The organism is Methylocystis sp. SC2 (genome assembly GCF_000304315.1).
Classification (GTDB): domain Bacteria; phylum Pseudomonadota; class Alphaproteobacteria; order Rhizobiales; family Beijerinckiaceae; genus Methylocystis.
In genome coordinates this window covers 3,124,041-3,135,693 of sequence record NC_018485.1, presented here as the reverse complement: position 1 = coordinate 3,135,693, position 11,653 = coordinate 3,124,041, and the positions used below count along the sequence as shown (strand labels likewise).

Below are 11,653 nucleotides of genomic sequence, written 5' to 3'. Positions count from 1 at the left end.
GCTGAGGCGGGCGCAGAAGAGCCGCGTCATTGCTCGCCGGCGCCGGCTTGCATCGTCGGCGCGAATTCTCTTCGCGCCGACGCTTCATGTGTTACCGGCTCGCCCCGGTGATCCGCGGCAGAACCTGGAACTGATGGAAGGGCGGCGGCGACGACAGAGTCCACTCCAGCGTCGTTGCGCCCACGCCCCAGGGATTGGCGCCGGCAAGGCGCTTCTTCATGAAGGCCTCGATGATCGCGTAGAACCAGACCAGCAGCGAGAGCGTGACGAAGATCATGCCGGAGGACGACACCAAATTCCACAGCGCGTAAGCGTCCGGATAGTCGATGTAGCGGCGCGGCATCCCGCCCAGTCCAAGGAAGTGCTGCGGGAAGAAGACGACGTTGACGCCGATGAACAGCAGCCAGAAGTTCGCCTTGGCCAAAGTCTCCGAATACATGTAGCCGGTCATTTTGGGGAACCAGTAATAGAACCCCGCGTAGAGCGCGAAGACCGCGCCGAGCGACAGCGTGTAGTGGAAATGGGCGACGACATAGTAGCCCTCGTGGAACTGCTTGTCGGCGCTGGCGTTGGCGAGCACGACGCCGGTGATGCCGCCCATCGTGAACACGAAGATGAAGCCGATCGCCCAGACCATCGGCGCGCGGAATGAAATCGACCCGCCCCACATCGTCGCGATCCAGGAGAAGATCTTGATGCCGGTCGGCACCGCGATCACCATCGTCGCCAGCGTGAAGTAGCGCTGCGCATTGAGCGACAGGCCGACCGTATACATGTGGTGCGCCCACACGATGCTGCCGAGCACGCCGATGGAGACCATGGCGTAGGCCATGCCGAGATAGCCGAACACCGGCTTCTTGGAGAAGGTCGACACGATCTGGCTGATGATGCCGAAGCCGGGAAGAATGACGATGTAGACTTCCGGATGGCCGAAGAACCACAGCAGGTGCTGGAACAGCAGCGGATCGCCGCCACCCGCCGGATCATAGAACATCGTGCCGAAATTGCGGTCGGTGAGCAGCATCGTCACGCAGCCGGCGAGCACCGGCAGCACGAGCAGCAGCAGGAAGGCGGTCACCAGGATCGACCACACGAACAGCGGCATCTTGTGCAGCGTCATGCCCGGCGCGCGCATGTTGAAGATCGTCGTGATGAAGTTGATCGCGCCAAGGATCGACGAAGCGCCGGCGAGATGCAGCGCCAGGATCACGAAATCCATCGCCGGGCCGGGCGAGCCGGTGTTCGACGACAGCGGCGGATAGAAGGTCCAGCCGCCGCCGAAGCCCTTCATGCCCGGCGCGCCTTCGACGAACATCGAAATGACGGCGAGCACGAGCGAGGCGACGAGCAGCCAGAATGAGATGTTGTTGAGGCGCGGGAAGGCCATGTCCGGCGCGCCGATCATGATCGGCACGAACCAGTTGCCGAAGCCGCCGATGAGGATCGGCATGGCCATGAAGAAGATCATGAGCACGCCGTGGACCGTGATGAAGACGTTATAGAGGTTCTTGCCCGCGTCCAGCGCCATCGATGGATCGGCGCCCTGGAGCGCTTCCGCAAGCCCCGGAAAAATCTGCACGCCCGGATAGGCCAGCTCGAGGCGCATGCCGAGCGACAGCAGGAAGCCGATGACGCCGCCGATCGAACCGAGGATGATGTAGAGCGTGCCGATGTCTTTGTGGTTGGTGGAGAAAAGAAAGCGGCGCAAACCCCTCGGATGATCATGCGCCCCGGCCATCGTCGAACTCGCCATCGTCATGTTCCTTAGAAAGACTAGTGTGTTCCGTTGCGTCTCGTTTCAGCGGCTTCTCAGTGGCTCTGGGCGGCGACCCGCACCCGCGAGTCGGCGCTGGCGAACTTCTGCTTCGCCTCGGCGAGCCACTCATTGTATTTCTCGCGGCTGACCGCGCGGATCACGATCGGCATATAGGCGTGATCCTTGCCGCAGATGAAGAAGCACTGGCCGTAGTAGACGCCTTCCTTCTCGATCTTGAACCAAGTCTGGTTCAAACGACCGGGAATCGCGTCCATGCGAACGCCGAACGCGGGGACGCCGAAGGCGTGGATGACGTCATTCGACGTGATGTGCACGGCGATGACCTCATTGACCGGCACAACCGCCTCATTGTCGACGGTCAGCAGGCGAAGATCGCCGGGCTGGAGTTCGGATTCCGGCTTCAGCATCTGATCGAAGCCAAAGCCGCCGCCCTGATCCTCGGGATATTTGTAGGACCAGTACCACTGGTTGCCGGTCACTTTGAGCGTGACCGACGCCTCCGGGACTTGAACCTGCTCCGCCAGCAGCCGCAGCGACGGGACGGAGATAAACAGAAGGATGAGGACCGGAATCAAGGTCCAGACGATTTCGAGCGGCGTATTGTGCGTCAGCTTCGAGGGAATGGGGTTCTTCTGTTCGTTGAACCGATAGCTGACATAGACCAGCAAGCCCAGAACGAAGAGCGCGATGAACGAAATGATCGGCATCAGCACCATGTTGTAGAATTGCTGAGTCCCCAAGCCGACCGGCGTGACCATGTTCGGCAGGCCAAGGCCGCCCGGCGTGGGCTGCCCTTCAACTTGTGCGAGGGCGAAGCCGGCGAACAAATTCACAGGAATCGCCACGACGGCCGCCAATGCGCCACGTGTCAGCATCTGTCGATTGACGTTAAACATTAAAGCCGCCTTTCGAACCCTTCGCCAGACAGTCATTGTTCTTTTTGTGATTTCCGTGCGCAGCCCGCCCAAAGCCCGCCCCGCTCGGTAGTCGGCCGGTTCAATCACAAACCGTCGGTCCGCGCAATTGTTGCAACGCCAGATTCGACAGACAAATCGTCGCGTCAAAGGGTTTGCCAAACAATGCGGCGCGAACGCCGACGACCTTGACAGTTGAAGTCCATTTGATAGGCAACGGCCTGTCGCGCTGGACGGCCCGAGGCGAGCGGCCACTTTCCCAGCGTCACCAAATTGGAACGGCCACGGAGCCGTCCGCCAGGAGCCATCATGAAGCCCTTGCGCGCTGCGAAAACGCGTCGCCTGTTGCGACATCAGGTCGCGGCGGCGGCGTCATTGCTGTTGCTCGGACTCAGCGCCGGCGCGAGCCATGCGCAAAGCCCCGCCAAGGCCAAATTCGGCGATTGGGAAATGCGCTGCGAGAGGCCGGCGGGCGCGGCCGCGGAACAATGCGCGCTGATTCAGAGCGTCGTCGCCGAGGATAAGAGCAACGTCAACCTCGTCGTCATCGTCTTGAAGACAAGCGACGGCAAGAGCCGTCTGCTGCGCGTGATCGCGCCGCTCGGCGTGCTCCTGCCGAATGGGCTCGGCTTGAAAATCGACCAGGTCGACGTCGGCCGCGCCGGTTTCGTCAAATGTCTGCCGACGGGCTGCGTCGCCGAGGTGATGATGGACGACAAGCTCATCGATCAACTGAAGAGCGGCAAGACCGCAACCTTCATCATTCACCAGGTTCCGGAAGAAGGCATAGGATTGCCGCTGACTCTGCAGGGATTCAAGGATGGATTCGCAAAGCTGCCGTAACGTTTGCACGAAGCGCCCGGTGGGGAAGCCCTCTAGAACTGCGCGGAGCCGCCTGGCCATTGCTGTTTCCGCATCCATCGCGCTCACGCCCGTGGCGGCGGCGTTCGAACTGCCGAGGCTCCGCGTGCCCGGCATCTTCGGCGGCGACGAATCGAAGGAGGGACAGCCAGCGCCGCCTGGCGCGACGCCGGATTGTCCCGAAGTCTTCATCGAAAGCGGCGCGGCCATGCTGCGGTCGCCGCCGGACGCCGACGGCGCCAATGTGCGCTATCAGCTTTCGCTCGGCGAGACGGCGCGCGAATGCGTGGTCGACGGCGATCATCTGACGATCAGAGTGGGTCTCGAAGGCTCCGCCGTGCTTGGCGCGCTCGGTCAGCCCGGCGCCTATGGCGCCAATCTGCGGGTGGCGATTCGCCGTCTGAAAGACGATACGCTCGTCGCCTCGAAGACCTATCGCGTTAGCGCGTCAATCCCCAAAGGCGGCACGCGCGGCGAATTTCAAGTCATCGCCGATCCGTTCACGGTGCCTCTCATGAGTCCGCGCGCCCAGGACGATTACGAAATTCTGGTCGGCTTCACCCAGGGCGCAGAAAAGCCCATGGCCGACAAAAGGCGCAAGGGCGGCTAGAACAGGTTCCGAAGGAGTCAGACTTTTTCGATGAGAACCTGCTCCAACGTTTTGATTTTCAGCGATTCCTTATCGATCACATGAGTCGATGTGATCGGGAAGCGCTCTAAGCCGCCCGTCTCATCAATGCGCGAGCGACTTAAGTTCCTTGATGCCGTCGCCGACGAAGTCCTTGCCGGCGCCCGCGCCAGCGGAGAGCGCACGCTCGGCGATTCTGACGGCGGCGTCGGCCGCGGCGGCGCGCACTTCGGCTGACGCCTGCGCCTCCGCCTGAGCGATCTTCTGTTCGACCTGCTTGACGCTGCGGTCCATGAATTCGCCGAGGCGACGACGCCCCTCGGCGGCGATCAACTCCGCCTCTTCCTTCGCCTGCGCGACGATGGACTTGGCCTCCGCTTCCGCTTCCGCCCGCTTCTGTTCGAAGGACGCAAGAAGCGCCTCCGCTTCGTTGCGCAGGCGTTCGGCTTCGGCGAGCTCGCCCTTGATGCGGTTGATGCGCGCATCAATGAACGCGGCGAACTTCGAATGCGCCCCGACCCAAGCCATCACGAGAATGAAAATCGTGAAGCCGACGGCGACGTAGAATTCCGCGTCGAAATGCATTGAGCCTCTCCTCAGTTCGACGATGTCGCGTGCTTGGCGAGCGCGGCCTGGTCGATTTTGGCGCCGGTGAGCTTCTCGACGATGGAGGCGGCGGCGTCGACGGCGATCTGCTCGACATTGGCCAGCGCCTGAGTCTTTGCGCTCGCGATGCGTTCGTCGGCGGCGCGGAGCTTCTCCGCGGCCTGCGATTCGGCGAGCGCGCGCTGCCTTGCGCTCTCAGCGGCGATCTTGTGCTGCGCCTCGCGGCCGATGCCTTGCGCCTCGTCACGGCGGCGACGAAGGTTTTCGTCATTCGCGGCGGCGGCGGCCTGCGCCTTCGACTGCATCTCGCGCGCGGCGCCGAGATCCGAAGCGATCTTGGCCCCCCGGTTCTCGATGATGCCGCCCACGCGCGGCAGCGCGATGCGCGACATCAGCACGTAGAGCAGGCCGAAAATGATGACGAGCCAGAAAATCTGCGGCGCGAAATTTTCGGTCTGGAAGGGCGGAAAGACGCCCTCGTGATGCGCCTCGCCGGCGCCGACGGCCTCGTGCGTCGTCTGCTCGCCCTCGGCGGCGAAAGCGGAAGAGATGATCGCCATGGACATGATCCAAGTCTCGGACAAGGGCCGCGCGGCGGCCGCGCGGCGCATGAGAAAGCGCGCCCGGCCGCAAGGCCGGACGCGAAAACGTCACTGCTTCAGGAACAGCAGGATGGCGATGAGAAAGGCGAAGATGCCCAGGCCTTCGGCGAGGGCCGCGCCGATGATGGCGTTGGTGAACTGGGAGGCGGCCGCCGACGGATTGCGCAGCGCGCCGTTGACGAAATTGCCGAAAATGATGCCGACGCCGATCGCCGCGGCGCCGGTGCCGATCGCCGCCAGTCCGGCGCCGACGAGTTGCATTTCTGACATATCTTTCTCCTGCTGAATGGGGCGACGTTTATTGTTCGATTTTTATCAGTGGCCCGGGTGAATCGCGTCGTTCAGATAGACGCATGTGAGAACGCTGAAGACGAACGCCTGCAGACAGGCGACGAGCAGTTCGAGCGCATAGAGCGCGACGATCGCCAGGATCGGCACGGGCGCGAGCGCCGCCCAGACGCCGGCCCCGAGCAGCATCACCACAAAGCCGCCGAACACGGCGAGGGTGATGTGGCCTGCAAGGATATTGGCGAAGAGACGAACGGAAAGCGACACCGGCCGCGACAGGAAGGAGATGATCTCGATCGGCACCAGCACGACGAGCACGGGCAGCGGCACGCCATGCGGCACGAAAAGGTTGAGGAAGCCGAAGCCGTGGCGATAGAGGCCGTAAACGACCACGAGCGAGATCACCACGATCGCGAAGGCGAAGGTGACGACGATCTGGCTCGTCACCGAATAGGTGTAGGGCACAAGCCCGATCAGATTGGCGATGAGAATGAAGGCGAAGAGCGTGAAGACGAAGGGAAAGAACTTCATCCCTTCCGTCCCGGCGGTCTGACGCACCATGCCGGCGACGAATTCATAGAGCATCTCGGCCATGGCCTGCACGCGGCCGGGCACGATCGCCTTCTTGGAGGTCGCGAGGATCATCAGCGCGACGACGCCGAGCGCGGCGAGCAGCATGAACAGCGAGGCGTTGGTGAAGGACGTCTCGACGCCGCTGATCTCGAAGGGCCACAGTCGATGCAGTTCGAACTGCTCGATGGGATTGGACTTTGTGGCTGCTTCTTCCGGATTCATCGCTTTTTCCGGGCGTCGCCGCCCGGCCCCGCTTGGCGCTCGGATGCGCCGTCGTGTTCCCTAGAGCGCCTATCGATCACATGGACTCATGCGATCGATGGAATCGCTCAATCAAAACGCCGGAGCAGGTTCGCATCGAAAACGCCTATCGACTTTTTCAGAACCTGCTCTCGTCTTCGCCCGGCGCTTTTGGCTTCGCCACGCGATAGACGTTCCAAAATCCCGCCGCGACGCCCAGTCCCAGCATCACGATCAGAAGCCATGGCGCCGTGCCAAGCCACTGATCCGCCTGCCAGCCGATAACGGCGCTGACCAACACCGCCCCGACGAATTCGGAAAAAGCGTTAAGGCCGACGCGCATGGCGCGCGTGAAGCCCTTGCGCTCCGCCCGCGGCGCGACTTCGGCGGCCTGCTCTTCGTCGACCTTGCGCAAGGCCGCGTTGAGCTTTTCGAGCCGCGCGTTGAGCGCCGCGCGCTCCGCGTCTTCCTCGTTTTCGTCGCTCATCGGCGTTGTCGCCTCGCAGATTGCGCCATGCGCAAAAATTGAACGATGGCGCGACGCCGCGCGACGGAAAAGTCGAACCGTTCGGGAGACGGCGCGAAACTCTCGGCTTGCGGCCAATCCTTTCGAGCCGCGCGCAACATATTTCCGGTCATTCATTTAGTCAAGGCGAGGGTCGTTTTGATAACCAATTGAAATGAAAGCATGTTTGTCGGAGCGGACACATCTGCTCTCCGACGAGGCGCCGCGGCGCGGCAAATTGCCGGAGGGCGTGGGCGCGGAACTGTGACAGCGGTTTGTATGTTACGCTTTTATGACGCTCCCCTTACGATCCCTGGCGCCCCTCGTCGCCTTCCTGGTCCTGCTGCTCGCGCCGAGCCTCGCGATCGCCACCGGCGCGCTGTCGTTTCAAATTCGCTTCGAGGCGCTGCTTGTCGTTTCCGGCCTTTGCATCGCAGCCTGCGTGCTCGGCGGATATTCCTTCGCCGAACTCGGTCTGGGCGCCCCCCGAGGCGCGCGCGTCTGGCTGATCTGCGGCGCGCTGACCTGTCTTCTTTTAGCGGGAGTCGTCGTCGAAGCGCAGTTCCTGAGCCATTCGGCCCCGGAGCCGAACTGGATCGCCTTCGCGCCCTTCTATGTGCTCGTGTCGAGCCCCTGCCAGGAGATCGTCTGCCGCTCGGTCCCCAAGCTCATCGCCGATCGGCTGCAGATGAGCGGACGCCATTACGTGCTGTTTTCCTCGGCGGTCTTTTCGCTGATGCATGGCGCCTATGGCGATCCCGTCCTGCTCGCCAACACGTTTCTCGCCGGAGTCGCGTGGAGCACGGCCTATCTTTTCACGCGCAACGTCTGGCCTTTGACCGCCTCTCACGCGGCGGTCGGCTCCTTCGCGTTCTGGATCGGGCTCGCCTGATCGTCCGGGCGCGGTCCGGCGAAGATGGCCGCGCGCAGCAGCAGCCACAACACGCAGGCGTTCAGCATGTGCCACAGGACATGAGCGCCGAGCGGAAAGGCGGGACAGATCGCGCGGTCGATCGTGCGAAAGACCAGCGAGAATGCGAAAATGAGCGCGGCGGCGGCAAGTGTGCGTCCCGTCTCGCGCTGTCCTCTCGACGTCCACAGCAGCGCGGCGAAGATCGCCAGCGCGGCGAGCGCCGGCAGATAGCCGACCGAACCGTTCAGCGCGTCCACGGTCGTCGCGAAAAAGGACAGGGCCGCGAAGGCGAGCGTGACCGCCGTCGCCAAAACGATCGACAGACGAAAGTAACGGCGAAGCGCCAGCAGAAAATAGCCGTAGATGAAGAGCGCGATCGGAATGACGTCGAGCAGCATGGCGCCGCGCGTCGCGATCGTATGGAAGATGAAGCTGCCGACGCCGACCGACGCGGTCACGACGATCAGCGCGAGCGCGGGATAATCCGCCCCGCCCCGCCGTCGCCAAAGCAGAAAGGCGCTGGCGGCGGCGATCACGAAAGCGAAATTGCTCAACGCATTCGCCGGCTCCGCCCAGAAGGCCGAACTCTGCCTCTCGCAATAATCCATTACCGGCGTGCGCCAATCCATGAGCGGTTCTTGCAACTCAATTACTACGGCGCGACGACGGCGGCAAAATGCCGCTGTGCGGACCTGCACTATCGCCGAGTGCGCTTTCGCCGTCGCGGCGATCAAACCAACCGCAAGTCCGGGCCGCTCGCCGGTGGCGACCGCTGCATCCGACATCGCGCCGGCGACACGCGCGAAGCCCCCGCCCGGCCGCCTCCGCTCAGGCGCGAGCAACGAAATGACCGAAGCATCCAACACATCGTTCGGGGTCACAGATCAACGTCGCGCGGCGGCCATGATCGGGCGCGTGGGCGCGCCAATGCATTTGATGCGTCTTGGACCGGCGCCGGCTCAGCTTGCATGCGCCTTGTCCGCTCTTGCCGCATCTTGCGTGCGCTCTAATTCCGATAGCGTTGCGATGCGGAGCAAGCCATGTCGCCTTTATGCTCATTAAGGGCGACGTTTCGGCTTCATCCCTGCTCTTGCGCGGCATGGCGCCTTTCCTGGTTTTTCAGCGTGGCGCTGTGGCTATTCGCACCCACCACGACATCGGCCCAGCCCGATCTTTCCGATCTCGTCGCCAATGAAAAGAACTGGCCGATCGCTTCGCGCGACTACGCCAATACCCGCTACAGCGCTCTCGACCAGATCAACGCCGAGAATGTCTCTCAGCTAAAGCTTGCGTGGTCGTTTTCGGTTGGCGTTGATCGGGGACAGGAAGCGGCGCCGCTTGTCGTCGATGGCGTTTTATATGTCGCGGCGCCCTATGACGGCCCGCGTCCCAATCAGGTTTTTGCGCTCGACGCCGCGAGCGGCGAGCTCAAATGGTCCTACGCGCCAAAACCAGACGTCGCGGCGAAGGGCGTCGCCTGTTGTGATGTAGTGACGCGCGGCCTCGCCTATGACAATGGCAAGATCTTTCTCAACACGCTCGACAATCACATGGTCGCGCTCGACGCGCGCACGGGCGTCGAATTATGGGTGACAAAACTCGGCGACATCAATCTCGGCGAGACGATCACCATGGCGCCGCTGGCGGTCAAAGGAAAAGTGCTCGCCGGCAACAGCGGCGGCGAACTGGGCGTTCGCGGATGGCTGACCGCCGTCGATCAGAACACCGGCAAGATCGTGTGGCGCGCCCATTCGACCGGCCCTGATTCCGAAGTGCTGATCGGCGCCGATTTCAGGCCCTTTTACGATTGGATGAAAGGAAAGGACCGCGGCGTCGATACCTGGCCGCGCGATCGATGGAAGACGGGCGGCGGCACGGTCTGGGGTTGGCTGTCTTACGATCCGAGCGTCAATCTCATTTATTACGGCACCGCGAATCCAGGGCCGTGGAACTCCAATCAACGGCCCGGCGACAACCTTTGGACAAGCACGATCTTCGCGCGCGACGCCGATACGGGCATGGCGAAATGGGCGTATCAGGTGAGCCCGCACGATCTTTGGGATCACGACGAGGTCAACGAGAATGTGCTCGTCGATCTGGAGATCAGCGGCGCAAAGCGCAAAGCGCTGATCCACCCCGGCCGCAACGGCTACATGTATGTGATGGATCGCGAGACAGGCGAAGTTCTCTCGCCGAACCATATGATACGATAACGGTTTACGAGGGCGTCGATCTGAAGACGGGCCGCATCAAACCCAACCATGCCTTGGAGCCGGTGTTAAATAAGACGATCGAGAATATCTGTCCCGCGCCGCCGGGCGCCAAGGATTGGCAGCCCACAGCCTGGTCGCCGCGCACCAAGCTTCTCTATGTGCCGCACCAGCATCTTTGCGCCAACTTCAAAACAAGCGACGTGAGCTATATCGCCGGCACGCCATTTGTCGGCGCCACCGTGGATATGTACGCCGGCCCGGGCGGACACCGCGGCGAATTTATGGCCTGGGACCCGGTCAAACGCGCCAAGGTCTGGTCCATTACGGAAAATCAGCTTGTCTGGAGCGGCGCGCTGGTCACGGCGGGCGACGTCGCCTTCTACGGCACGATGGACAGGATGTTCAAAGCCGTCGATGCGCGGTCGGGCAAATTGCTTTGGCAGATTCGTGCGCCCTCGGGACTGATAGGACAGCCGGTCACCTTCGTCGGCAATGACGGCGTCCAGTATGTCGCGATCCTTTCTGGCGTTGGCGGCTGGCCTGGCGTCGTCGCCAACGCTGAAGTCGATCCCCGCGTGCGCAATGGCGCGCTAGGGTTTACCGGCGCCTCGCAAGACCTTCCGCTCTACACTGTCGGCGGCGGAACGCTGCTGGTTTTCTCGCTCAGCAAGGAGGCGACGCAGCGACCTGCGGAAGCCCCGGCGGCGCCGGGAGGCCGGCCGTGAAACGCCATGCCGCGCGGGTTCTCTTCGCCTTAGCTTTCGCAGTCTGGGCAGGGCGCGCGCGCGCCGATGATCTGCGAGTCTGCGCCGATCCGAACAATTTGCCCTTCTCGGATTCGCAGGAGCGCGGATTTGAAAACAAGCTTGCCCAGCTCGTCGCGCGCGAACTCGGTAAATCGGTTTCCTATGTCTGGTGGGCCCAGCGGCGCGGCTTCGTCCGCAACACCCTCAAGGCCGGCGTCTGTGACGTAATCATCGGCGTGCCCGCGCACTATGATCTCGTCGAAACGACGCGTCCCTACTATCGATCAAGCTATGTCTTCGTGTCGCGCGCCGACCGGGATATCTCCATCTCGTCGCTGGAAGATCCCAGTCTTCGCGCGTTGAAAATCGGCGTGCACCTGATCGGCGACGACGGGATGAACACGCCGCCGGCGCACGCGCTTGGCGAGCTTGGGATTGTCGACAATGTCGTGGGATTCACGGTCTATGGCGATTATCGGCAAGACTCGCCGCCCGCGCGTCTGATCGAGGCGGTTGCGACAGGCGATATCGACGTCGCGGCCGCATGGGGGCCGCTCGCCGGCTACGCCGCGCTTCACGCCGCCGCGCCGCTGCGCGTGACGCCGATCACGGAGACGCGGCGATTCGCGCCGCTGCGCTTCTCATTCGCCATCGCCATGGGCGTGCGCAAAGGCGACGACGCGCTCAAGCGGCGACTCGATGACGTTCTCCAACGCAAGAGCGACGAGATTGCGGCGCTGCTCGCGAGCTTCGGCGTCCCGTCCGTGCGAGAGCCTGCAGATTAGGA

Annotated in this window: 12 protein-coding genes and 1 pseudogene; 5 read left to right on the top strand and 8 right to left on the bottom strand. The window is 62.8% G+C overall.

Annotated features, from left to right (window positions below; genetic code table 11):
- Positions 1-91 precede the first annotated feature (91 nt).
- Together ctaD and coxB are read right to left on the bottom strand one after the other, a co-directional pair.
- Positions 92-1,753, bottom strand: coding sequence for a cytochrome c oxidase subunit I (ctaD, locus tag BN69_RS15190; protein ID WP_014892526.1), 1,662 nt, complete (start codon positions 1,751-1,753; stop codon positions 92-94).
- Between the two features lie 56 nt (positions 1,754-1,809).
- Complete coding sequence (coxB, locus tag BN69_RS15185) at positions 1,810-2,673, bottom strand: cytochrome c oxidase subunit II (protein WP_014892525.1); 864 nt, start codon at positions 2,671-2,673, stop codon at positions 1,810-1,812.
- 327 nt (positions 2,674-3,000) lie between these two features.
- Between coxB and BN69_RS15180 the strand changes: the two genes are divergently transcribed.
- Together BN69_RS15180 and BN69_RS15175 are read left to right on the top strand one after the other, a co-directional pair.
- On the top strand, positions 3,001-3,534 hold the full coding sequence (locus BN69_RS15180; RefSeq protein ID WP_014892524.1) for an invasion associated locus B family protein: 534 nt from the start codon (positions 3,001-3,003) through the stop codon (positions 3,532-3,534).
- A gap of 91 nt (positions 3,535-3,625) precedes the next feature.
- The gene (locus tag BN69_RS15175) at positions 3,626-4,162 is read left to right on the top strand and encodes a hypothetical protein (RefSeq protein ID WP_244434971.1); all 537 of its coding nucleotides are present in this window, start codon (positions 3,626-3,628) and stop codon (positions 4,160-4,162) included.
- 123 nt (positions 4,163-4,285) lie between these two features.
- On the opposite strand, the gene BN69_RS15170 is transcribed toward BN69_RS15175, so the two are convergent.
- The 5 genes from BN69_RS15170 to BN69_RS15150 form a co-directional block, all read right to left on the bottom strand.
- Positions 4,286-4,765: a F0F1 ATP synthase subunit B family protein gene (locus BN69_RS15170; protein ID WP_014892522.1), complete on the bottom strand. Its 480-nt coding sequence runs from the start codon at positions 4,763-4,765 to the stop codon at positions 4,286-4,288.
- Positions 4,766-4,776: 11 nt separating this feature from the next.
- Positions 4,777-5,346, bottom strand: coding sequence for a F0F1 ATP synthase subunit B family protein (locus BN69_RS15165; protein WP_041927438.1), 570 nt, complete (start codon positions 5,344-5,346; stop codon positions 4,777-4,779).
- Positions 5,347-5,436: 90 nt separating this feature from the next.
- Positions 5,437-5,658, bottom strand: coding sequence for a F0F1 ATP synthase subunit C (locus BN69_RS15160; RefSeq protein ID WP_014892520.1), 222 nt, complete (start codon positions 5,656-5,658; stop codon positions 5,437-5,439).
- A 45-nt stretch (positions 5,659-5,703) separates the two neighbouring features.
- Positions 5,704-6,471 carry a F0F1 ATP synthase subunit A gene (locus tag BN69_RS15155; RefSeq protein ID WP_014892519.1) on the bottom strand — a complete coding sequence of 256 codons (768 nt, stop codon included), beginning with the start codon at positions 6,469-6,471 and terminating at the stop codon, positions 5,704-5,706.
- Between the two features lie 157 nt (positions 6,472-6,628).
- A complete protein-coding gene (locus BN69_RS15150; RefSeq protein WP_014892518.1) occupies positions 6,629-6,976 on the bottom strand; it encodes an AtpZ/AtpI family protein in 348 nt (115 codons plus the stop codon).
- Positions 6,977-7,286: 310 nt separating this feature from the next.
- Between BN69_RS15150 and BN69_RS15145 the strand changes: the two genes are divergently transcribed.
- Positions 7,287-7,886, top strand: a complete 600-nt coding sequence (locus BN69_RS15145; protein ID WP_014892517.1) for a CPBP family intramembrane glutamic endopeptidase — start codon at positions 7,287-7,289, stop codon at positions 7,884-7,886.
- Here the strand turns inward: BN69_RS15145 and BN69_RS15140 are convergent.
- Positions 7,841-8,536: a ceramidase domain-containing protein gene (locus tag BN69_RS15140; protein ID WP_014892516.1), complete on the bottom strand. Its 696-nt coding sequence runs from the start codon at positions 8,534-8,536 to the stop codon at positions 7,841-7,843. The two genes, BN69_RS15145 and BN69_RS15140, sit on opposite strands and share 46 nt — an antisense overlap.
- A 411-nt stretch (positions 8,537-8,947) precedes the next feature.
- Between BN69_RS15140 and BN69_RS15135 the strand changes: the two are divergent.
- Together BN69_RS15135 and BN69_RS15130 are read left to right on the top strand one after the other, a co-directional pair.
- A pseudogene (locus BN69_RS15135) lies at positions 8,948-10,845 on the top strand (PQQ-dependent dehydrogenase, methanol/ethanol family).
- On the top strand, positions 10,842-11,651 hold the full coding sequence (locus tag BN69_RS15130; protein WP_014892512.1) for a substrate-binding domain-containing protein: 810 nt from the start codon (positions 10,842-10,844) through the stop codon (positions 11,649-11,651). The pseudogene BN69_RS15135 and the gene BN69_RS15130 overlap by 4 nt, the downstream one beginning before the upstream one ends.
- The last annotated feature ends 2 nt before the right edge of the window (positions 11,652-11,653 follow it).